Consider the following 21,075-nt stretch of genomic DNA (forward strand, 5'->3'; position numbering starts at 1 on the left):
CTCGAAATTTCGAGATCCAAGGCAATCGGAGATAGTGAGACAGGCATCAAATAACTGTTGCCGGATAGCGGAGGTTCGTGTAGTAGGCTTGAGATGAGAGGACATGACGCATGCAGAGCGTGAGGCCATCAATGATTATCGACCCTTTGTCACTCAAGCTGTTCGTCACGATTGTCGAGGAAGGGACCATCGCAGGAGCGGCCGAGCGGGAGCATATCGCCGCGTCGGCGGTCAGCAAGCGCATCAGCGAGCTGGAGGACAGCTTCGGGACCCAGCTCCTGCGACGCACCAACAAGGGGGTGGCGCCGACCGACGCCGGCATTACCCTGCTGCAATTGGCGCGCGGCATTCTGCACGACATGAACAATCTTTACGTGCAGATCAGCGAATATTCCAGCGGCGTGCGGGGCCATGTGCGGCTCTCCGCCAATATTTCCGCCATCAACCAGTTCCTGCCGACCGAGATCAGGGCGTTCGTGGACCAACACCCCCAGATCCACGTACACCTGGAAGGCACCATCAGCGAGTCCATCATGAATGCCGTGGCCGAAGGGGCGTCGGACGTGGGGATCATCACCATGGGTACGTTCCGTCCGGACCTGGAGTATTTCCCCTACCACACCGACCAGTTGATCGTCATCACCCCCAAGGGGCATCCCCTGGCGCGAAAAAAGACGGTTTCCTTCCAGGAAACCCTTGATTTCGACTTTGTGGGCCTGCCGGTGGGCAGCATGCTGCACAATCAGATACTGCGCACGGCCCAGGACCTGGGCAGGACCCTGAAGCTGCGCATTCAGGTGAACAGCTTCGATGCCCTCTGTCTGATGGTGGAAGCGGGGCTCGGCATCGGCATCGTTCCCAAGGGAGCCGCCAAGGCCTACTTCAAGGGGCTCCGCATCCGTCCGGTCATGCTGGACGAGCCCTGGGCCCACCGGGAACTGCAGATCTGCGTCCGCTCCTACGGTGCTCTGCATGCCGCGGCCCGGCTGCTGGTGGATCATCTCAGAAAACCAGGGGCATAGCAGTTTCTTGCCATCTCCATTCGCGATGGCAACCTCACCACATACTGCTTTTGTTGGTGCCGTGAATGGTGTATACGAAGATCAATATCGTTACTGAGCGAGGTATACAACATGGGCAAAACCACCGCGGAAAAGATTTTTGAGGCGCACCTGGTAGACGAGCCGTTCCCCGGCACCAAGGTGCTGAAACTGGACGCCGTCCTCTGTCACGAGATCACTACCCCGATCGCCATCGACGACTTGATCCGGCGCAACAAGGACAGGGTCTTCGATGCCAGCAAGATCAAGGCGGTGATCGATCACGTCACTCCCAGCAAGGATACCAAGACCGCCACCCAGGCCAAGATCCTGCGCGACTGGGCCCGGCGCCACGGCATCAAGGATTTCTTCGATGTCGGCGCCAACGGTGTCTGCCATGCCCTGTTTCCCGAGAAAGGCTTCATCCGCCCCGGCTACACGGTCATCATGGGCGACTCCCACACCTGTACCCACGGCGCTTTCGGCGCCTTTGCAGCCGGCATCGGCACCACCGACCTCGAAGTCGGCATCCTCAAGGGGGTCTGCGCTTTTCGCCAGCCCAAGACGATCAGATTCAACGTCAACGGCCAGCTGCCGGCCGGGGTCTACGCCAAAGACGTGATCCTGCACATCATCGGTAAGATCGGCGTCAACGGCGCCACCGACCGTGTCATGGAATTCCATGGTTCGACCATCGAAGCCATGAGCATGGAATCCCGCATGACGCTGTGCAACATGGCCATTGAGGCAGGGGGCACATCGGGCATCTGCCAGCCGGACATGACCACGGTCGAATACCTCTGGCCCTTCATCCAGGGTGAATTCGCCTCCAAGGAAGCGGCCCTGGCGGAGTACTCGCAATGGCGGGCCGATGTTGACGCGGAATACGAGCAGGTGATCGAGATCGACGTCACCGCGCTCCAGCCGGTTTCCACCTTCGGCTATAAGCCTGATCAGGTGAAATTCGTCAGCGAACTGCCCGACACGCCGGTGGACCAGATCTACCTTGGCTCCTGCACCAACGGCCGCTTGGAGGACCTGCGCATCGCCGCCCAGATCCTGAAGGGGCGCAAGCTGGCTCCCACCGTGCGCGGCATCCTTTCTCCCGCCACTCCGAAAATTCAGCAGGAAGCCACCCGCGAGGGGCTGATCGATATCTTCATGGAAGCCGGCTTCTGCGTGACCAATCCGACCTGCGGCGCCTGTCTCGGCATGAGCAACGGCGTGCTGGCCGAGGGAGAGGTCTGCGCCTCGACCACCAACCGTAACTTCATGGGGCGGATGGGCAAGGGGGGTATGGTACACCTGATGTCGCCGGCCACGGCGGCAGCCAGCGCCATTGAGGGCAAGATCGCCGATCCGCGCAAGTACCTCTAAGACCAACATCTGCCACAGAGACACGGAGACACAGAGGTTTCACAGAGAAGAGCCGTTAATTTCATCTATCTCACCTTTCCTCTGTGTCTCTGTGGCAGGTTTTCAGCTTCTAAACTTCAATATTTCAAGGAGTTGCCATATGAAAACCTTCGGAGGACCGGTCCTCTTCCTGGACCGCAGCGACATCAATACCGACGAGATCATTCCGGCCAAGTACCTGACCGAGATCACCAAGGAAGATCTCAAGCCTTATATCCTGGAAGACCTGAAGCTGCCAGGCTTCGAGGCCAAGGGGCCGAAGACGAAAAACGCCCGGGTGATCGTCACCCGGGCCAATTTCGGATGCGGTTCGTCCCGCGAGCATGCCCCCTGGGTGTTCGAGGTCAACGGCATCACCGCCGTGATCGCCGAGTCCTTTGCCCGCATTTTCCGCCAGAACATGTTCAATTGCGGCATGGCTGCCATTGAACTGCCCAAGGAGGATCTGGACCTGATCTTCTCCCATGCCGGTGACGACGATGCCGCCATGAGCATCGATATCGAAACGGGCGTGCTCACCATGAGCGGCGGCGGCAAACAGAAGAGCTTCAATTTTCACATCTCTCCCTTCGACAAGGCGCTGGTACTGGCCGGCGGCTGGGTGGACTACGCCGACCAGAAGTACTGACATACAACCGGAACACAAACACCAAAAGGGGCAACCATACACATGGTTGCCCCTTTTGGTGTTTCGTTCAGCAGTCAGCTTCCCGGTGAAACTCAGGTTGCTCAAAAATAGTCAGATCGTCGCCCCCGCAGAAAGCCTTGCGGAGGCGTGGTACCCAAGGGTGTAAACAGCGCTACTCCGCACAATTTCACGTGTGAAATTGGACCGCGGAGGCGCCCTAAGGGTGAGGCCGCAGGCCGAAGTCACAAGAGGGCTTTCGAGGACGGCGGCGAGATGGCTGTTTTTTAGCAACCTGCCTAGAACTGTTTGCTCAGCCCGAGATGAAAGGCAACATCCGGGGCAGTGGCCACGGCCACATCCTCGGAGACGCCGATGTCCAGCAGGTAATTGCCGGGCAGTTTCAGCGCGCCGCCACTCACGAGCATCAGTGAGCTGGTGGAAAGCTCCCTGAGGTCGCTGCCGTGATACATCGGCGTATGGGCGTTGAGCTGGAATTTGAAGGATATCCACTCCGTCGGACCCCAGCCGAGGCCGGCTGTGCCGAAGGCGACCAGGCTGTTTTGCTGGTCAGGCAGCACATCTCCTCTGGTCATGACCATCCCCCCCACTGATCCGAATACCCCCAGGCTGCCCCATTCCGTGAAGTTATTCATGCTGCCGCACAGGGCCACGTTAAAATCGGTGCTGCCGCTGCCCCGCAGGGAGCCGCTGTTGCCGGAAGGAAGCTTGATGCCCCCTCGCAGCGCCAGGTCATCCCGCGATTGGACATCGTCCGCATGGTACAGCTGATAGCCGCCAGTCAGCGAGATATCCCCAATGCCGGAGCCGGACCGATCCATCAGGAGTTTCTGCACCCCGTCCTTGGTATAGCTGTATTTGAGCTTATTCCTGGGTGCCGTGTCCCGCCCTCCCTGGGGGAGGCCGAAAGCATTGTGCCAGTCGACAATGAAGCCATCCAGGAAGCCGCCGCCATACAGAACGTAGGGGATCTCGGCCCCCACTTCGAAGCGCTCGGCAATACCGTGACGCACCGCCAGCGTCCATCGATAGGATTCCCCATCCAGAGTGATCCGCTCACGAGCGTTGGAGTTGACCGCAAAATCGCTGGCAACATCCTGGGTGAGGCTGACGGTGGTCCGGCCGGCCAGGGTTATGGTTGCCGACGATTCGGACGGCAGGCCGAAGATCTGCACCACAGGACTCTGATTGACGGTTCGAAAGGGGGTGATCGCCATATCCTCGGCCAGACAGGGGGCTGCCCAACACACAAGGGCCGCCAGCAGACCGCAGACCTTATTCATAATTGAGCTCCTCGAACTCCTGCGGTTCAACCACGGTGCCGGTCCGGTAGTGATCGATCAAACTGGTCAGGAACTTGACCTCCTGCAGGATTTTCCTGCTGTCCGCAGCATTGGAAGCGATCAGTTCGTTGACCTTGCGTACCGCCTCGACCGCCTGACCGACGATGGCAATCTGGCGCGTCGCCTCCTCCTTGAGTTCGCGCGTGCGCTGATTGTCCTCCATGACGCTTTTCAGATAGAGGCGGTTGCCTTTGGCCTGATCCTGGGCCGAGGCATTGATACGGTGGGCCAGATCGCGCATGTGCTCCAGGTTCTTCACCATCAGGGCTGTGCCCTCCTGCTGGTGCTCGGTGGCCAGTGTAATCTGCCGCACCCGCTCCAGATTGAGTTCGGCTTCCTGGGTTATGCGCTGGATCCCGACCGCCTGCTCGGTGGTTTCGGTGGCAATATGAACAACCATCTGCGACGCCTCTTCGGCACTGTTTTCGATCGTCACCAGCGCTTCGTTGGCAATGGCGGAGATCTTGACCCCCTCCTTGACCTTGTCCTTGCCCTGGGAGACCGACCTCTGCACGGCAGCGGTTTCCTTCTGGATATTGCGGACCAGGTCCTCGATTTCCTTGGTCGAGGCCGATGTACGATGAGCCAGTGAACGCACCTCTTCAGCCACCACGGCAAAGGCCCTGCCGCGATCTCCGGCCTGGGCGGCGATTATGGAGGCATTCAGCGACAGCAGGTTGGTCTGCTCGACCACCTCCTGAATGACGTTCAGGAATTCCCCCACCCGGGCCGAGTGCCGCGAAAGCCGGTTGATGGACTCGAAGGACTCATCGCTGGCCTTCACGATCTCCTGCATGGCCTTCATGGTGGCAGCCATGCTCCGCAGCCCCTGCTGGGCATGATCCCGCACGTTGCCCGAAGCAGTGGCGCCCCGCTCGGCATTTTCGCGCACCGCGGACTGGGAGGCGCTGATCTGGTTGATGGCCGATACGGTCTGTTCCGTTGAGGTAGCCAGGCCTCGGATATTGTCGGCAGTTTCCTTGGTGGCCCGGGCCATTTCCTCGATCGAGCTCGAGGTATCCAGCACAAAGGAAGAATACTGGTTGATGCTGGCGGCGATGGCATCGGTATTGGCACTCATCTCGGCCGAAATGGCTGCACGGTCCTCGGTGCGGCCCGACAGCTCGTCTATCTCGGTGATGACCCTGGCAAAGGCCCTGTTCATGCTTTCCATGGCAGTCACCGCATCCCGCACGTGCGCGACCTCCTGGTCGTCGCTGGTGATCAGGTTGTGGATGATCAGCTTGAGCTGGTCTTCCGCAGCGATGATCTGCTCCAGCAGGTGCTGGCGCTCCTTGCGCCTGCTCTCCACCACCTCGATGATAATCCGGTCAAAGGCATAAATCGCCCTGAGATCGTCCCGCTCGGCCTGGAGGGAGGATAAGTCTTCGGTCATTCGGAGACTGGCAACCACCTGGGCCTGGTCGGCACGAATGCCGGCAATGGCCCTGGTCATGTAAAACGAGCAGACAAGCCAGCAGAACAGCGCCGTGGAGGCCACTCCGATCACGGCTGCAGGGCCATTGCCGGCAGCAACGAGAATAGCGCCGGCCAGCACTGCGGCAACCAGCGAAAAAAGCGCCATCCGGTTCCGGATGGCTCTCATGTCTGCATGTTGAATATCGGACATTGATCGCCCCTGTGCATGAAATAGTCTCTGCTTGTATCATGGCGCCCGGATAGTGTCAACGAAACTGCCGGCAAAAGCGCCGATGCATCCATGCCTTAGAGCATTTCAGGTGTAGAACCCTGCGGTCGGCGTGCAGCTGCCATCTCACGAGCATACCGATTACCTCGCACTTGATTTTTTCAGGAGTCGATGAGATACTTCTTTGAACAAACGCTTTACAGGAGGGCTGAGATGTTTGGATTTGGAGTACCCGAGCTGCTGATCATACTTGCTATCGTCCTGGTGGTTTTCGGCGCAGGCAAATTGCCCGAAATCGGCGGCGCACTGGGTAAGAGCATCCGCAATTTCAAAAAGGCTGCTGATGGCAAGGATGAAATCGAAATCAAGCCCAAAAGGGAAGAGAGCGACAAGAAAGACTGATTCGGGGCGCATGCTTGCGAAATGAAAAAAGGGGGAATGGCCGAGCCATTCCCCCTTTTTCAGTTGCCGGAGTCCCGTTCCGTCAGGATGCCAGGTACTCTCCGATCTTCTCGGCCAGCGTGCCGTAGATCCGGCGGCATTCCGCTTCGTCCTTTTCAAGCAGAGTCACGCGGAAGCCCTGCAACGGCGTGGAGAACGAGGAGAGCGGCACGACGCAGATGCCGGTAGCTGCCAGTATGTGGTAGACAAAGCGCTTGTCCGGAGAAACGCCCGGTGCGCTGACCAAATCTTCCACCAATTCCTTCACCTCGGTATTGGCGATGGCAATCGACTGACGGCTGTTCAGGAGACCGTCCTTGAAGGCCACTGCCATGTAAAAGGCACCGTTGGTGCGATTGACCATCAATTCAGGCACCTGGCTCAGATAGTCGTAGGTGATGTTGCTCATCCGTTCGTAGCTGGCAATGCGCTCTGCCAGGTATCCCGCATATTCCGGATGCTGCACGATTGCCGGAATGACGGTCTGGGGCAGGGTGGTCGAACAGACCTCGTTCATCTTGCTGGTCAGGATCAGGTTGATGTACTTGCGGAACTGTTCGTCGGCATGGCCGTTGTAGACCTCGATCCAGCCGCAGCGCGAACCGGGCCAGGGAAATTCCTTCGAGATCCCCTTCAGGGAGATGGCCGGCACATCGCCGATCACGTCACTGATCGGCACCGCTGTCTCACCATTGTAGACGATGTTGGTGTAAACCTCGTCGGCGATGATGAAGAGATCGTTTTCCCGGGCAACCTGAACGATCTCTTCCAGCATCTCCCGCGTATAGACCATGCCGGTAGGGTTGTCCGGATTGATGATCATGATGGCGCAGATATTGGGATTGTAGCGGACATGCGTGCGCAGGTCGTCCATGTCCGGATACCACTTGTCTTCCGGCTTGAGCCGGAACAGGGAGGGAGCCGAATGGGCGTGCCCTATCTCCCCCAGGGTATGGGTGGTGTAGGAAGGGGACGGCATCAGCACCCGTGCCTCGGAACGCAGGCAGCCGTAAATCTTGGCGATGGCGTCGCCGAGACCGTTGAAGAAGATGATGTCGTCCGGTGTGATCTGAACACCGCCGCGACCATTGGTGCTGTCGCAGATGAACTCGCGGGTTTCCAGCACGCCGCGGGTATGGCAGTAACCCCAGCTGTGATTGTCCATGACCGCCTTGGCCACGATCTCCTTCATCCACTCCGGGATGAATTCACCCTTGACGATCGGGTCGCCGATGTTCTCCCAGTTGATCTTGACTCCGTGTTTCTGCAGCTTTTCGGCCACATTGACGATATTGCGGATCTCGTAGGTCAGCTCCCCAGCCCCCGGTGGCACCAGTGCGATTCTCATTGCTTTGCTCCTCCGTATGAAAATAATTATAGATTGGCCTGTGCAGATATAAAAAAAGCCGTGGGTATGCTTACCCACGGCTTCTGTTTCAACTTTTTAGAACGACCTCAGCGGGCAGCCGGCAAACGTGCGGCATTACGCGCCGCGGCGATGATAGCTCGTGCTGCAATGGCAAAGGTCGTGATTTCCATGGATATTTCCATAACACACCCCTGTACGTCCGTCAATGGTTTTGTGCTGCCCTGTCGAGCCCCACCAGCAGCCTGCCGTCCTCATCCCGCCAGCGTAACCATCCCGGGTTATTCTGATCCGTTATCACCTGCGCCCAGTCATCCTCGATCCTGATGATCCGGAAACCCGATTTCCCGGTAAGAGCGGCACCGCCTCCCCCACCCGGCTGCCGGAAAATCTGGTAGAACTGCTTGCGCAGTCCCGGCAGCAGACGGGCTGCCTGCCCTTTGAGGAACTCGTCCCAGGGGCGATAGCCTTTCCGGCTGGGCGCCATCAGCCACGCCTCGCGCCCTGCATCGTCATACACCACCCGCAGCCAGTTTCCCCGCCGTGCCGTAACGATCAACGGATAGGCTACCTCGGCAGAACCGAAAATCCATTCGTGGTCAGGGACCCGGCTGAAGTCCACCTCCCCCTGGCGCAGAATGGCCGGCTCCTGATAGAGACGCTGAGAAATACTCTCCGTGTCGCCGGGCTCGGATGCGGGAGAGAGCATCAGGATGCCGATTCCGGCGTATGGACGCATCGGCAAAGGCGCGGCTGCTGCGGCAGAAACGGATGACAGAAATGCCAGGATTATGAAGATGGCTGTAAGGGGTTTCATTTGATTCTATTGTAGGACAGGGGTGTCGGCAACGGTTGAGAACAGATTATTCGAACAGTTTCCTCAGACATGCCAGGTAGGGAGCTGCCGCAGCGTCGTCGTCGGCGGGAGCCCAGGACGCCTTTTCCTCTTCGGACAACGGCAGGTAGGGGCCGGCCTTTGCTTCATAGAAAACGGTGCCCGGTTCGAGGCTTACGGCGGTATGGTAGACCCCGTGAGGGATGTCGGCAGCCAAGTTGCCGTTTTCCCTGGACAGAACCACGAACTCCTCCACGGTGCCGTCAGCGGCGAACTGGATGACACCCAGCCGGCCGCTCATCAGTATGAAGGCCTCATCCTTTTCAGGATCGAGATGCCGGTGAGGGCGGATGTAAGAATCCGGCTCAATGGCGTTGAGCAGCCGATGGCAGCGGGAACCGTCGGAGGGATGGATGTTACGGTTCTTACGCAGACGCGGCGAAACGCGGGCCTCTGCCGTTACCTGGCGCAGCAGTTCGTCGGTAACCAGCTTCATGTCAACGGTCCACCAAGGCAAATTGATTGCCGTCGAAATCGGCCACTACCGCCATCTTGCCCCAGGGACTCGCCTCCAGATGCTCGATGAACCGCACCCCGCCGGCCTTCAGGTTTTCGCACAGCTGCTCGATCTTCTCGACCTTGAGGGTGATCCCGGTATGGCGCCCCACCAGCTTGCGGGCCTCATCCTGCAGAGCCAGCGCAACCCCCAGGGTGGTGGCTGCACCGGGGAGGAATTCGATCATCATCTCGGTCTGGCCGGCCACCGGCAATCCCAGCAGATCGGCATAAAAAGTCTTGGCCTTTGCAAGATCGGTAACGAATACCACGATATTTTTCATCGAAATAGACATGAGGACCTCAGAGGGACCAGGGATCAGGGACCGGTGACCAGGAGTTCTTCCCGACTTTACCGGCCCCTGATCCCTGGTCCCTGATCACCGATTTATTTCTGCGACAGACGGTGGACGCATTCCACCATGAATTTGGCGTTCTCGGGCGGTACCGTCGGCAGGATTCCATGCCCCAGGTTGAAGATGTGGCCGGGACGGCCGGCGTTCTCATCCAGCACCCGTTTGACCTCGCGTTCGATCACCGTCTGCGGCGCGAACAGAACCGTGGGGTCCAGGTTGCCCTGCACCGCCATCTGCGGCCCCAGCACATCCCGGGCCGTGCCAAGATTTACGTGCCAGTCGAGCCCCATCACGTCGCCACCCGCCTGCTGGACCGTCTCCAGCATGCACCCGGCGCCTTTGACAAAGTGAATCACCGGCGTTTCCATGCGGTTGAGGCCATTGATCAGCTTGGTGGTATAGGGCAGAACGTAGCTGGCATAATCGGCCGGCGACAGGATGCCGCCCCAGGTGTCGAAAATCTGGATGGCCTGGGCACCGGCTGCAATCTGCGCATTCAGGTACTCCATGTCCATCATGGTGATCTTTTCCATCAGTGCCGCGTAGACCTCGGGGGCGGTGTACATCATCTGCTTGATGCGGGCAAAATCCTTGGAGCCCTTGCCCTCGACCATGTAGCAGGCCAGCGTGAAGGGGGCCCCGCCGAACCCGATCAGCGGCACCTTGCTGGCCAATTCCCGGCGAAGGATGCGGATCGTTTCCAACACATAGGGCACATCCTGCTCCATCTGGGGAATACGCAGCTTTTCCACATCCGCCATGGTCCTGATCGGGTTTTCGAAAACCGGACCCGGTACGAAGTCCAGTTTCATTCCCATCGGCTCGACCGGCGTAAGAATGTCGGAAAAGAGGATTGCGGCATCCACCCCCAGGATATCGACAGGCTGGATGGTGACCTCGGCAGCCAGCTCCGGAGTCTTGCACAGTTCAAGAAAGGTGCACTTGGAACGAACCGCCATGTATTCGGGCAGATAGCGTCCCGCCTGTCGCATCAACCAGACCGGCGTGCGATCGACCGGTTTTCCCCAGCAGGCATCCAGAAATCTTGTATTCATAGCTTCCCTCCCCAATCAGAACCGGAATTCCGCGCGACCGCTGGTGCAGTGCGTGATTCCCGGTAAAAGTTATATGAGACGGCGCAACGTACACCAACAGGCGCACACATTGCGCCCAGAGCCCTTCCCGCCATCCGGAACCCATGGCCCATAAGGCGCTCGCCGCCTCAGGCGCCGCGTTCCACTACGATCTCGTACCCCTCCAGTACGACCCGGTCGCCGGGGTAGAGTTTGCGCCCCCGGCGCTGCTCGGTCTGGCCATTCACCTGTACCAGCCCGTCGGCAATAATGACTTTTGCTTCGCCGCCCGAGCCGACCATGTTGGCTCCCTTCAGGAGGCTGTCCAGCTTGATATGTTCGGTGGTGATCTCGAAAACCAATCAAAACTCTCCGTCAGGCTGCCGGCACGCGACAGACCGGATGAGGACCTACTCCCAGAAGATGCCGGTGGGATCCTTGCTTACCTCTGATATCAGCTTGTCGAGCAGGTCCCTGTTTCTTCCGGTCGGATAGGGCTGACGCCTGTTTTTGCGATCGTACCAGTACAGGGTCCAGACTTCCAGCACCGGATTGTATTCGAACTGCGCAACTTTAACGTGATTCCACTCCCGCGGATCGACGAAAAAGGGGCGCGACTCAATCAAGGTCACCTTGTTTCCGCTGACGGCATAGGTAAAGGATACCTGCTCGCCCTCATGCTGCGCCGCCTTCTGCTCGCACAACCGGCCAAGCAGCGTATCGGCCCTCTGCTTTTCCTCATCTGGCAATGCCATGCCCACCGACCGATCAGCTGGTACCTGGATAGAGCGATAAATACAAAGCCTTGATCCGGAAGCAAATGCGCTGAAGGAGTCAAGGCTCGTTACGTTGATTCATCAACGGGAATAATTCTGGCGGAAGAGGTGAGATTCGAACTCACGGAGGCTATTAACCTCGGCGGTTTTCAAGACCGCTGCCTTAAACCACTCGGCCACCCTTCCAGACAATCCTGGTTTATATACCACAATTTTTCTCAAAGTCCAAAGATTACCACCGCCCTTGACGTATCAAAGGCGAGCGACAATCCCTGACAAGACGTCACTGCATCCGGGAGGCACTCAGGCAATCCGCTCTAAACCACCCATATAGGGGCGCAAGGCGGCCGGCACGACAACCGAGCCATCCTCCTGCTGGTAGTTTTCGAGGATTGCCACCAGCGTCCGCCCCACGGCCAGACCGGAGCCGTTCAGGGTGTGCACGAATTCGGGCTTGGACTTGTCGTCCTCACGAAAACGGATACCGGACCGCCGCGCCTGGAAATCACCGAAGGTGCTGCAGGAGGAAATCTCGCGGAAACAGCTCTGGCCGGGCAGCCATACTTCGATATCATAGGTCTTGGCTGCGGAGAAGCCGATATCGCCGCTGCACAATGCCACCACCCGGTAGGGCAGTTCCAGCAGTTGCAGAACAGCTTCGGCATCCTGCGTCAACGCTTCCAGCTCCTGCTCCGATTCGCCGGGATGAACGAACTTGACCAGTTCCACCTTGTTGAACTGGTGCTGTCTGATCAGCCCGCGGGTATCCTTGCCGTAGGAGCCGGCTTCACGCCGGAAGCAGGGGGTATAGGCGGTATATCTGATCGGCAGGTCGCCGCGTTTGAGGATTTCGCCGCGATGTATATTGGTCACCGGCACTTCGGCGGTCGGAATCAGGAAATATTCCGGATCCACCAGCTTGAAGAGGTCTTCCTCGAACTTGGGGAGTTGCCCCGTGGCGGTCATGCTCTCGCGGTTGACCAGAAAGGGTGGCAGCACCTCCTGATAACCGTGCTTTTCGGTATGCAGGTCAAGCATGAAGTTGATCAGGGCACGTTCCAGCCTGGCGCCGGCACCACGATACAGCGTGAAGCGCGCTCCGGCGAGCTTGGCACCGCATTCGAAGTCGAGTATGCCCAGCTGCTCGCCGATTTCCCAGTGGGGCTTGGCGGTGAAGCTGAAGGAAGGGGGGCTGCCCCAACTCCTGAGTTCGACATTATCCTGCTCGGACGCCCCCACCGGCGTGGCGGGATCGGGCAGATTGGGTACCATCAGCAGGAGGCGGTTGAGCTCTTCATCCACCTGCGTCAGATCCTCGTCCATGGCCTTGATCCGCTGCGAAACCTCGCGCATTTCCAGAATCTTTCCCTGGGCCTGGCTCTTGTCCTTGATGCGCGCAATTTCTTCGGACACGGCATTGCGCAGCGCCTTGAGCGATTCGCTCTCCCGGAGCAGAGCCCGCCGTCGCTCATCCAGCTCCCGGAAGCCGTCCAGGTAGGAATCGCCGCCCCGGGTCCGCAGCCGCCGTTCCGCCTCGTCAAGGTTTTCGCGGATAAATCTCATGTCGAGCATCTGAAAACACCTTTATTTTTTATGATTAAGAGTGTATCTATTACCACCTGAACCCAGCTTCGTCAATCCAAAAGAGCCCCTATGAAACCCGTGGCAGCCTTGATCATAACCATTGCGCTGCACCTGTGTACTCCGGGACTTCCGGCAGCCGGAGAGCTTGTCGTCAACGCGGTTGGCGACATCATGCTGGCAGGGCGCTGGACTCCGGTCCTGAAACAGAAGGGATTCGACTATCCGTTTGGGGATACCCTGGCGGAACTGGCCACGGGGGACATAAATCTGGCCAACCTGGAAGCGCCCATTGCCTGCGGTGGCAGGGAATTCACCTCGAAGAAGTACCGTTTCCGGGCTGATCCGGATCTGGCCCCGGCGCTGCGGAAGGCCGGCTTTCACCTGGTCACCCTGTCCAACAATCACAGCATGGACTTTGGCGCTGAAGCGCTGCTGGAAACCATGCAGCACCTGGGAAAGGCCGGCATGGACTGGATCGGGGCGGGAAAAAACCTCTCCGAGGCCCGCACTGCTGTTATCTACACCGTGCACGGCAAACGGATCGCTTTCCTCGGGTACTCCCTGACCCAGCCCGCAGAATTCTTTGCCGGTCCGCAGCGCCCCGGCACCGCCCCCGGCCTGGAGCGCTTCTATGCCGCAGATATCGCCCGAGTCCGCAATCAAGCCGATTTCGTGATCGTGACCTTTCACTGGGGTACCGAAGGGAGCCCTCGTGCCCGCCCCCACCAGCGCGCGGCGGCACACAGGGCCATCGATGCCGGCGCCGATGCGGTAATCGGCCACCACCCTCACGTGCTCCAGGGCATCGAACGCTACAGGAAGGGTATCATCTTTTACAGCCTGGGCAACTTCGCCTTTGCCAGCGCCAGCAGGACCGCCCGATTCGGCGCTCTGGTACGGCTGCACCTGAATGACGCCGGCCGCCAGGCTGAAATCGTACCGCTGGATGTGCTGTTTTCCAGGGTACGCTTCCGCCCGCGGGTACTGAGTGGAGACCGGGCGGAAAGCGTGGTAAAAACTCTGAACGACCTTTCAAAACCCTTCGAAACCGTCATCCAAAACCAGGGGGGGCGCTATCTGATAGATTTTTAGCTGTCACGCCCCCGCCCGATAAAGATCCCGATATGAAAATCCTGCTGACCACACTCCATGCCAAGTACTCTCACGCCTCACTGGCCCTGCCGTGCCTGGCTGCCTACAGCCGGGACATGCCCGGCATTGAAACGGTAATCCGGGAATGGTCGGTCAACGACCCCCATGACCAGCTTCTGCGACAGATTATGTCGGAAAGAGCCGGCCTGGTCGGCTTTTCCTGCTATATCTGGAATATAGACCGCACTCTGCAGCTCATTTCCGACCTGCGCAAAATCGCTCCTGAAACGGTCATCGTTCTGGGGGGGCCGGAAGTATCCTTCGGGATCTTTGAGCTGATGTCCGAAAATCCTGCCATAGACTTTGTCGTCAAAGGAGAAGGAGAGATCCCCGTCCGACGGCTGCTTGAGGCCCTGTTGAAACATGGCGCCCCCCTTTCCGGCCATTTCTCTGCAGACCCCGGCGTGCTGGCCGAAATTCCCTGCCTGTTCTTCCGCGACTGCGAAGGCATCACATCCGGACCGGCCGCACCAGCCGTCCTGCCGCTGGACGACATCCCCTCCCCCTTTCCCTCTGGCCTGGTGGACCTGCGCCGTTCGTTGACCTACTATGAAACATCCCGCGGCTGCCCCTTCTCCTGTGCCTTCTGCCTCTCCTCGGTGGAGGGGCGCGTGCGTTCGTTTTCGCCCCGGCGCATCGAGAGCGACCTGGAATGGCTGATGCGCAGGAAAGTATCGCAGATCAAGCTGGTTGATCGAACGTTCAACTACGATGCCCGGAGAGCAAACCGCATCTGGGAGTTTATTCTGGAGCACAACCGCGGCAGCCACTTCCACTTCGAAATTGCGGCCGACCTGCTGACCGAGGAGAACCTGCGCCTGTTGCGCCGGGTCCCGCCGGATACGTTCCGATTCGAGATCGGCGTGCAATCCACATCGCAGGATACGCTGGAGCGGGTGAACCGCACGGCGGATCTGTCGGGTATCTTCGCACGTGTGCGCCGGCTGCGGGAGGAGACCGCGATCGAACTTCATCTCGACTTGGTGGCCGGCCTGCCGGGAGAGGATTACGCGGGTCTGCTGAATTCCCTGCAGCAGGTTTTCGAACTCGGCCCGGACGTGATACAGATCGAGCCGCTCAAGGTGCTCAAGGGATCCCCCATGCGTGAAATCGCCCACCGTGAAGGGTACCGCTTCAGCGACACCCCTCCCTACACCATTCTGCACACCCCCTGGCTCTCCTTCGAAGACATCGGAAGGATCGCGATCATCGGGCGCCTGCTGGACCTTTTCCATAATCAGGGGGGCTTCGGCACGGCGCTACGGTTCATGCTGCAGAGATCGACCCCGGCCGCGCTCTTCGATCGGATGGCCCGCCGGGCCGGAGAAGAGAGCCTTGCCGGCCATGCCACCCGGCGGCTCTACGAGCTGTTCGCGCGGCTGGCAGGCCCCCTGCTGAACAAAGCCGAACTGCACCTGCTGCACGATGCGCTGTTCTTCGACTATTGCCGGCGCGAGATGCCGCTGATGGGCAAACTACCCGGCTTTATGGCAGCACGGCAGCAATGGTGCGCCTGGCCCAGCCGCCGGGAGATCCCCGATGGGCTGAACCTGCCGGAGAATTGCCGGGTCAAGGTTTTCCGATATACCTTCGAGAGGGATTATCGCACTGATGAATGGCAGGAAGGGCCGGCGACGATCACGTTCGTCTATGCATCCGGCGCCGGGCAGGGGTTGCGGGTACTGGTAGCCTGAACAGGCATTCCGGTCGGTGACGGTGTAACTGCCGGGAGACATGAAAGAGCTGGGGCCAGAACGTCGCCGGGATGCGGCGCCCACCAGATCCGCTGGCTCTCCTCCGAAATGCCCCGCGCCGCAACCTGCAAAGGAAGAGGCCTTTCAGGTGCGCAGGCCGGGAGACGTTGGCGATCCGGGATACCCGTCAGTACAACAGATACCGCTCCCGCATCTTCCTGAAGCGCTCGATGCCCTCCCGCCAGCGCACCGCGACCTCTTCGGGCGTCTTGCCCTCCTGGGTCAGCATTTTCCAGGCTTCGCTGTCCCCCACTTCTATGGCAAATCCCTCTTTCGACCTGAGCTGTCCCGGCTGAGCCTGATAAAAGGCCTGCACCAGGTGCAGGCCGGCCACGACCGGGTCGAGGAGCTTGCGATCGATGGCAGTGATGCCGATGCCGTGACAGGTCTTGCCGCGGTAGGGATGGCCTACCGCAGTGGGCACGAAGTCGCAGACAGCGAAGCTGATGCCGGGTATTGCGCGGGCCGCCAGATTTCGGGCCACGGCCTGCGCATCCACCCAGGGAGCGCCGTACACCTCGAAAGGGCGTGCCGTGCCGCGACCCACCGAAAGGTTGGCGGTTTCCAGGGTTCCCAGGCCGGGGTACAGCAGGGCCGCATCGAGACTCTTCATGTTGGGGGAGGGATTGATCCAGGCCAGACCGGTTTCGTCATAGAACATGCCGCGCTGCCAGCCCTGCATCGGGATAACGGTCAGGTCGCAGTTGATCCCGAACTCCACGTTGAACAGCCGCGCCAGTTCTCCGATGGTCATCCCGTGGCGGGTGGGAATCGGATGGATGCTGGTCAGGGAGCTGCAATCGTTTTGCCCTCCGGATCCGGCAACCGGCACGGGTACGGCACCCGCGACCTCAACGCCGCCAATCGGATTGGGACGGTCGAGCACAGCGAAGGAAATGCCGGCCTCCCGCGCTGCGTGCATCGCCAGCGAAAGGGTGCCGATGTAGGTGTAGAAGCGGGTGCCGATATCCTGAATATCGAACACCAGCATGTCGATCCCCTGCAGCATGGCTGCTGTTGGCCGGCAACCGGCACCGTACAGGCTGTACACCGGCAGGCCGGTGATGCGGTCGACCGATGAGCCAACTTTTTGATCGAACTCCCCGCCGATGCCGTGCTCCGGGCTGAAGAGCGCCACCAGCCGCACCCCCGGCGCACTCGCGAGAACATCGATGGTGCTGGTCCCGGAGGCGCTGCGCCCGGTGTGGTTGGTTATCAGTCCGACCCGGCGTCCCTTGAGAATATCGAAATCATGCGCCGAAAGAACATCGATGCCAGGCAGGACGGCAGCGAAAACGGGCGTCACGGCCAGCAGCGCCAGCAGGCCGAGCACGCACACGAGGACCGGCTTCAGCGATGCCGCCGGAGACACCATGACGCACACCCGCCGCACAATGCACCTGATAGTGGTCATGGTGCCCCGGAACCATGCCACACGACAGGCTCCATGCCCACCCGGGTACCCAACTCGGCCAGCAGTGCATCCATGTCGCGTTCAAATCCGGGCATGATGGCAACGCGGATTATGCCGTTCGCATTATCGACGGTGCTCATGATATTCATCCCCTCGTAGGCCTCCAGGATGAATTTGAGGTACACCATGTCGCGGCGGTTTACGCGAAAAAAACGTTCAATCATCTCGACCTCACCCTACAACCTCTCCCTGAATGGCCACCCTGCCCGCTCGCCCCGGGATCTCTCCCATGTACAAGCGGCAGTCCGGGGCCGAAACAATGCCGGCAGCCACTTCACCCAGCGTCACGCAACGGACGCCTGCCGCGGCGAAGCGCTCCAGCAGCCGTACGAACGAGGCCCGGATCGCTCCCCCCTCGAGTTCGGCATGAATGGTCAGCACGTTGAGCCCTTGCTTGAGGCTATCGAGATAGTAGGAATCGATCGAATCGGCGGTGATGCCGTTTTCGCCCAGGATTTCGTCGGCGGTCGGCAAGGTGGTGGGGATCTGCAGGGTTCTGAAGCGGCGCCCCTCCATGACCGGGTAAAAGGGGCCACTGCCGCGGCCGTCGCTACAATAGGCCAGTCCCAGGGCATCCTGCACCTCCAGGGAATCGGGGGAGACTGTCCAGCCGGGCGCTGCGGTGGTGGCGGAGCGGTGACCGAGTATCTCTTCGAACAGCCCGGCGGCGCTTCCCATTTCCAGGGCCGTCAGGTGCTTGGGGAGCCAGGGGAGGTAATCGTGCCACTTGACATGGTCCCAGCAGTGGATACCGACTTCGTGCCCGCGGCGCTCGGTTTCGCGCAGCACCTCCGGGAACGAGGAGGCGATCATCGGCGCAGGGAGCAGCGTGCCGTACAGCATGGTCTTGAGGCCGTAGGCTGATGGAGCCTTGGTGCGCAACATCTTTTTGAGAAAGCCCTTGCGGGTGAAGATGCGCCGGATGGCCTTCCCGGAATTGTCCGGCCCCATAGAAAAATAAAAGGTGGCCTTGACGCCAAAGCGCTCCATGTCGGCCAGCAGGGCAGGCACTCCGTCCCGCGTTCCTGCGTACGTATCGACATCGACCTTCAGCGCAACCGTAATTTCGTCCATTTCCCTATCCTCGGCGGGATTCGAAAGCCGGATCTTAGCAGCTTTACCCCAAGAATCAAACATCAATTCCGACAGGCCGGAAAGGAGCCGACCATCCTTTCCGCAAACGGCGGTCCGCCCGGAAATTCCGTGGTGGCCACCGCTGCGGCAACGCCATTCACCGCCCGCACGACAGGGATTGCTTGACAAGATTAACAAGTGGAGTACCATGCCTGAAAAGCAGCCGAGATCCGTTCATCGTGGAACGGATGCGGGGGACCCGATCAACAGGGGCGAACTCCGGACTACCGGAGGGAGAACTTCCTATCTCCAGCCCGTCAGCTAACCTCGTAGGCACCAGGAAGAGCATCGAGCGTACAAACAGAGTCGCGGTTTCTTCCGGCGATTTTTTTGTCTGTTTCAGCTTCGTGTGTGCCCGGCCTTTGAAAACAATCTGGAACTGTCATGGATCTGGAATCAAAATGTTTTCCGGAGGTTGTATGAAACAGGGCGCGACCGGCTCGTACTGGGGCGGCATCGTCAAGTCAATGGGGCTGGTGTTCGGCGACATCGGCACCAGTCCGATCTATACCCTCACCGTCATAGTCACCCTTACCAAACCATCGCAACAGAGCATCTACGGCATCATCTCCCTGATCATCTGGACCTTGATCCTGCTGGTCATGGTGGAGTATGCCTGGCTGGCCATGAGCCTGGGACGCAAGGGAGAAGGGGGCACGATCGTTCTGCGGGAAATCTTGGTGCGAATGCTCAAACCGGGACGGCAGTTGGCATTCGTGACCTTTCTTTCCTACATCGGCATATGCCTGCTGATCGGTGACGGTGTCATCACCCCGGCCATCTCGATCCTCTCGGCCGTTGAAGGCCTGGAGTTGATACCCGGCCTGGAGCACACCCCCCAGGTGGTGCTGATCCTGATCGCCGCCACCATTGCCATAGCCCTGTTCTTTTTTCAGAACAAGGGCACCGACCGGATGGCCGGCGCCTTTGGCCCGATCATGGTGGTCTGGTTCGTGGCGCTGACCGGTTCCGGTCTCGTATCGATCAGCGATCATCCGGCGGTGCTCAAAGCGATCAACCCTTCGTATGCGGTCACCTTCCTCGTCCAGAACGGCCTTTCCGGGTTTTTCGTCCTCTCCGAGGTCATTCTGTGCGCTACCGGCGGCGAAGCGCTGTACGCAGACATGGGGCACCTTGGGCGCAAACCGATCGTGCGTGCCTGGTACTTTGTCTTTGCCGCCCTGGTAATCAACTACCTCGGCCAGGGGGCCTATATCATCTCCCATCCCGAGGCCACCAACATTCTCTTCGGCATGGTTCGCCACGAAGCCGGCGTGCTGTACATCCCATTCCTGATCCTGACCGTCATTGCCACCGTAATCGCCTCCCAGGCCCTGATCAGCGGGGTTTACTCCATCGTCTACCAGGGGATCACGACCCGCATCCTGCCGCTTTTGAAGGTGGACTACACCTCGACGCACCTGAAGTCTCAGATCTACATCAGTTCGGTCAACTGGCTGCTGATGATACTGGTGATCCTGATCATGCTGGTGTTCAGGAAATCCGAAAATCTCGCAGCAGCCTATGGCCTGGCCGTTACCGGCACCATGACCATTACCGGCATCATGATGACCATGATATTCGCCCATACCACCAAAAAGTGGAAGGTGCCGATCGCCTTGCTGGTGACGCTGGCCGACCTGGCCTTCCTGATCGCCAATCTGAACAAATTCCCCCATGGCGGCTATTGGTCGCTGATTCTGGCCTCGGTGCCGTTCATTACCATCATGGTCTGGACCAAGGGGCAACGGGCACTCTACCGGGCACTCAAGCCGCTCGATTTCGAAACCTTCGAACTGGCGTACGAACAGATCTATGCCAAGGGGCGCAACATCCCCGGCACCGGCCTGTTCTTCGTCAAGGAGTGGAGCGTCATCCCCCCCTATCTGGTGCACTGCATCATCCGCAGCAACATCATTTACGAACGCAACGTGCTGATCTCCATCCTGCGCACCGATGAGCCGTACGGACTTGAATCCCACCTGCAAAAGCACCTGGCCACCGGTCTCGATGCCATCGAGATACGTGCCGGTTACATGGTGATCCTGGACATAGAACAACTTTTAAAGGAAAACGGTATTTCCGAAAAAGTCATCTTCTACGGGATCGAGGACATATCAACCGCCAATCCGGTCTGGAAGCTGTTCTCCACCATCAAACGCCAGACTCCCAACTTCGTTCAGTTCAACAAGCTGCCCGCAGCCAAGCTTCAAGGGGTAGTGACGCGGGTGGAGATGTAGGCTCGCGCTCAACGGTGGCAAACAGAAGGGAAATAGTATATAAACTCCGAGCGGCAGAAATGCCGCTCTTTTCTTGCACGCACCATTCCTGCATCACTGATCCGTAAAGTCACATTGCCCGGAAGAACCAGGGCTGCAGTGCCGCATCAGGCCGTTCTTTACCGGGTTCTTTAGTAAGGGGCAGTCCGTCTTAAGACCGAGACAGCGACCGCTTTCGTGCGGAAAGCCATCAGACATCATGA

The 21,075-nt window shown here is 59.3% G+C and carries 20 protein-coding genes, 1 tRNA gene and 1 riboswitch; of the genes, 7 read left to right on the forward strand and 14 right to left on the reverse strand.

The features are described 5' to 3' along the window. Positions 1-131 precede the first annotated feature (131 nt). The 3 genes from GSVR_RS19170 (at position 132) to GSVR_RS19180 (ending at position 3,084) form a co-directional block, all read left to right on the forward strand. Positions 132-1,022, forward strand: a complete 891-nt coding sequence (locus GSVR_RS19170; RefSeq protein WP_173195410.1) for a LysR family transcriptional regulator — start codon at positions 132-134, stop codon at positions 1,020-1,022. Positions 1,023-1,133: 111 nt separating this feature from the next. After that, entirely contained in the window at positions 1,134-2,417 is a 1,284-nt protein-coding gene (locus tag GSVR_RS19175; protein WP_173195411.1) for a 3-isopropylmalate dehydratase large subunit, read from the forward strand. A gap of 139 nt (positions 2,418-2,556) precedes the next feature. Beyond that, positions 2,557-3,084 (forward strand): 3-isopropylmalate dehydratase small subunit 2, encoded by a 528-nt coding sequence (locus GSVR_RS19180; RefSeq protein ID WP_173195412.1) that lies wholly within the window; start codon positions 2,557-2,559, stop codon positions 3,082-3,084. 296 nt (positions 3,085-3,380) lie between these two features. Here the strand turns inward: GSVR_RS19180 and GSVR_RS19185 are convergent, their stop codons facing one another. Together GSVR_RS19185 and GSVR_RS19190 are read right to left on the reverse strand one after the other, a co-directional pair. Next, a complete protein-coding gene (locus tag GSVR_RS19185) occupies positions 3,381-4,385 on the reverse strand; it encodes a DUF3187 family protein (protein WP_173195413.1) in 1,005 nt (334 codons plus the stop codon). Beyond that, a complete protein-coding gene (locus GSVR_RS19190) occupies positions 4,378-6,075 on the reverse strand; it encodes a methyl-accepting chemotaxis protein (RefSeq protein WP_173195414.1) in 1,698 nt (565 codons plus the stop codon). Before GSVR_RS19190 ends, GSVR_RS19185 begins: the two co-directional genes overlap by 8 nt. 231 nt (positions 6,076-6,306) lie before the next feature. Between GSVR_RS19190 and GSVR_RS19195 the strand changes: the two genes are divergently transcribed. After that, complete coding sequence (locus tag GSVR_RS19195) at positions 6,307-6,495, forward strand: twin-arginine translocase TatA/TatE family subunit (RefSeq protein WP_173195415.1); 189 nt, start codon at positions 6,307-6,309, stop codon at positions 6,493-6,495. A gap of 82 nt (positions 6,496-6,577) precedes the next feature. Here the strand turns inward: GSVR_RS19195 and GSVR_RS19200 are convergent, their stop codons facing one another. From GSVR_RS19200 to serS, 9 genes are all read right to left on the reverse strand, one after another. Further along, complete coding sequence (locus GSVR_RS19200) at positions 6,578-7,882, reverse strand: pyridoxal phosphate-dependent aminotransferase (RefSeq protein ID WP_173195416.1); 1,305 nt, start codon at positions 7,880-7,882, stop codon at positions 6,578-6,580. 223 nt (positions 7,883-8,105) lie between these two features. Further along, positions 8,106-8,717, reverse strand: a complete 612-nt coding sequence (locus GSVR_RS19205; RefSeq protein WP_173195417.1) for a hypothetical protein — start codon at positions 8,715-8,717, stop codon at positions 8,106-8,108. Positions 8,718-8,763: 46 nt separating this feature from the next. After that, a complete protein-coding gene (locus GSVR_RS19210; RefSeq protein WP_173195418.1) occupies positions 8,764-9,231 on the reverse strand; it encodes a WbuC family cupin fold metalloprotein in 468 nt (155 codons plus the stop codon). Between the two features lies 1 nt (position 9,232). Continuing rightward, complete coding sequence (locus GSVR_RS19215; RefSeq protein ID WP_173195419.1) at positions 9,233-9,586, reverse strand: VOC family protein; 354 nt, start codon at positions 9,584-9,586, stop codon at positions 9,233-9,235. A 92-nt stretch (positions 9,587-9,678) separates the two neighbouring features. Next, on the reverse strand, positions 9,679-10,701 hold the full coding sequence (hemE, locus tag GSVR_RS19220) for a uroporphyrinogen decarboxylase (protein ID WP_173195420.1): 1,023 nt from the start codon (positions 10,699-10,701) through the stop codon (positions 9,679-9,681). 167 nt (positions 10,702-10,868) lie between these two features. After that, positions 10,869-11,081: an RNA-binding S4 domain-containing protein gene (locus tag GSVR_RS19225; protein ID WP_173195421.1), complete on the reverse strand. Its 213-nt coding sequence runs from the start codon at positions 11,079-11,081 to the stop codon at positions 10,869-10,871. 48 nt (positions 11,082-11,129) lie between these two features. Continuing rightward, complete coding sequence (locus tag GSVR_RS19230; protein ID WP_173195422.1) at positions 11,130-11,474, reverse strand: DUF3024 domain-containing protein; 345 nt, start codon at positions 11,472-11,474, stop codon at positions 11,130-11,132. Positions 11,475-11,592: 118 nt separating this feature from the next. Then, positions 11,593-11,681 (reverse strand) — tRNA-Ser (locus tag GSVR_RS19235). A gap of 117 nt (positions 11,682-11,798) precedes the next feature. Further along, complete coding sequence (serS, locus tag GSVR_RS19240) at positions 11,799-13,067, reverse strand: serine--tRNA ligase (protein ID WP_173195423.1); 1,269 nt, start codon at positions 13,065-13,067, stop codon at positions 11,799-11,801. 81 nt (positions 13,068-13,148) lie between these two features. Here serS and GSVR_RS19245 point away from each other — a divergent pair, with 81 nt between their 5' ends. Together GSVR_RS19245 and GSVR_RS19250 are read left to right on the forward strand one after the other, a co-directional pair. Beyond that, positions 13,149-14,171, forward strand: coding sequence for a CapA family protein (locus GSVR_RS19245; RefSeq protein WP_173195424.1), 1,023 nt, complete (start codon positions 13,149-13,151; stop codon positions 14,169-14,171). Positions 14,172-14,203: 32 nt separating this feature from the next. Further along, positions 14,204-15,925: a B12-binding domain-containing radical SAM protein gene (locus tag GSVR_RS19250; protein ID WP_173195425.1), complete on the forward strand. Its 1,722-nt coding sequence runs from the start codon at positions 14,204-14,206 to the stop codon at positions 15,923-15,925. 187 nt (positions 15,926-16,112) lie between these two features. Here GSVR_RS19250 and GSVR_RS19255 read toward each other — a convergent pair whose 3' ends face one another. The 3 genes from GSVR_RS19255 to GSVR_RS19265 are packed head-to-tail and all read right to left on the reverse strand — an operon-like array spanning position 16,113 to position 18,533. Then, positions 16,113-17,420, reverse strand: a complete 1,308-nt coding sequence (locus GSVR_RS19255) for an exo-beta-N-acetylmuramidase NamZ domain-containing protein (protein ID WP_203978728.1) — start codon at positions 17,418-17,420, stop codon at positions 16,113-16,115. Then, complete coding sequence (locus tag GSVR_RS19260; RefSeq protein ID WP_173195426.1) at positions 17,396-17,623, reverse strand: DUF4911 domain-containing protein; 228 nt, start codon at positions 17,621-17,623, stop codon at positions 17,396-17,398. Before GSVR_RS19260 ends, GSVR_RS19255 begins: the two co-directional genes overlap by 25 nt. Before the next feature lie 7 nt (positions 17,624-17,630). Continuing rightward, positions 17,631-18,533, reverse strand: coding sequence for a polysaccharide deacetylase family protein (locus tag GSVR_RS19265; protein ID WP_173195427.1), 903 nt, complete (start codon positions 18,531-18,533; stop codon positions 17,631-17,633). A gap of 211 nt (positions 18,534-18,744) precedes the next feature. Next, positions 18,745-18,884, forward strand: a riboswitch (cyclic di-AMP (ydaO/yuaA leader). A gap of 128 nt (positions 18,885-19,012) precedes the next feature. On the opposite strand from GSVR_RS19265, the gene GSVR_RS19270 reads away from it, so the two are divergent. Continuing rightward, positions 19,013-20,833, forward strand: coding sequence for a KUP/HAK/KT family potassium transporter (locus GSVR_RS19270; protein ID WP_173195428.1), 1,821 nt, complete (start codon positions 19,013-19,015; stop codon positions 20,831-20,833). The last annotated feature ends 242 nt before the right edge of the window (positions 20,834-21,075 follow it).

The sequence above is a fragment of the Geobacter sp. SVR genome (genome assembly GCF_016865365.1).
GTDB lineage: Bacteria > Desulfobacterota > Desulfuromonadia > Geobacterales > Pseudopelobacteraceae > Pelotalea.

What these genes read in the sequence shown, in the direction of transcription:
- GSVR_RS19200 (WP_173195416.1), bottom strand. Translation starts at nt 7,882, where the DNA reads ATGAGAATCGCACTGGTGCCACCGGGGGCTGGGGAGCTGACCTACGAG.
- GSVR_RS19190 (WP_173195414.1), bottom strand. Translation starts at nt 6,075, where the DNA reads ATGTCCGATATTCAACATGCAGACATGAGAGCCATCCGGAACCGGATG.
- GSVR_RS19270 (WP_173195428.1), top strand. Translation starts at nt 19,013, where the DNA reads ATGAAACAGGGCGCGACCGGCTCGTACTGGGGCGGCATCGTCAAGTCA.
- GSVR_RS19215 (WP_173195419.1), bottom strand. Translation starts at nt 9,586, where the DNA reads ATGTCTATTTCGATGAAAAATATCGTGGTATTCGTTACCGATCTTGCA.
- GSVR_RS19265 (WP_173195427.1), bottom strand. Translation starts at nt 18,533, where the DNA reads ATGGACGAAATTACGGTTGCGCTGAAGGTCGATGTCGATACGTACGCA.
- serS (WP_173195423.1), bottom strand. Translation starts at nt 13,067, where the DNA reads ATGCTCGACATGAGATTTATCCGCGAAAACCTTGACGAGGCGGAACGG.
- GSVR_RS19170 (WP_173195410.1), top strand. Translation starts at nt 132, where the DNA reads ATGATTATCGACCCTTTGTCACTCAAGCTGTTCGTCACGATTGTCGAG.
- GSVR_RS19230 (WP_173195422.1), bottom strand. Translation starts at nt 11,474, where the DNA reads ATGGCATTGCCAGATGAGGAAAAGCAGAGGGCCGATACGCTGCTTGGC.
- hemE (WP_173195420.1), bottom strand. Translation starts at nt 10,701, where the DNA reads ATGAATACAAGATTTCTGGATGCCTGCTGGGGAAAACCGGTCGATCGC.
- GSVR_RS19175 (WP_173195411.1), top strand. Translation starts at nt 1,134, where the DNA reads ATGGGCAAAACCACCGCGGAAAAGATTTTTGAGGCGCACCTGGTAGAC.
- GSVR_RS19250 (WP_173195425.1), top strand. Translation starts at nt 14,204, where the DNA reads ATGAAAATCCTGCTGACCACACTCCATGCCAAGTACTCTCACGCCTCA.
- GSVR_RS19180 (WP_173195412.1), top strand. Translation starts at nt 2,557, where the DNA reads ATGAAAACCTTCGGAGGACCGGTCCTCTTCCTGGACCGCAGCGACATC.
- GSVR_RS19210 (WP_173195418.1), bottom strand. Translation starts at nt 9,231, where the DNA reads ATGAAGCTGGTTACCGACGAACTGCTGCGCCAGGTAACGGCAGAGGCC.
- GSVR_RS19195 (WP_173195415.1), top strand. Translation starts at nt 6,307, where the DNA reads ATGTTTGGATTTGGAGTACCCGAGCTGCTGATCATACTTGCTATCGTC.
- GSVR_RS19260 (WP_173195426.1), bottom strand. Translation starts at nt 17,623, where the DNA reads ATGATTGAACGTTTTTTTCGCGTAAACCGCCGCGACATGGTGTACCTC.
- GSVR_RS19185 (WP_173195413.1), bottom strand. Translation starts at nt 4,385, where the DNA reads ATGAATAAGGTCTGCGGTCTGCTGGCGGCCCTTGTGTGTTGGGCAGCC.
- GSVR_RS19245 (WP_173195424.1), top strand. Translation starts at nt 13,149, where the DNA reads ATGAAACCCGTGGCAGCCTTGATCATAACCATTGCGCTGCACCTGTGT.
- GSVR_RS19205 (WP_173195417.1), bottom strand. Translation starts at nt 8,717, where the DNA reads ATGAAACCCCTTACAGCCATCTTCATAATCCTGGCATTTCTGTCATCC.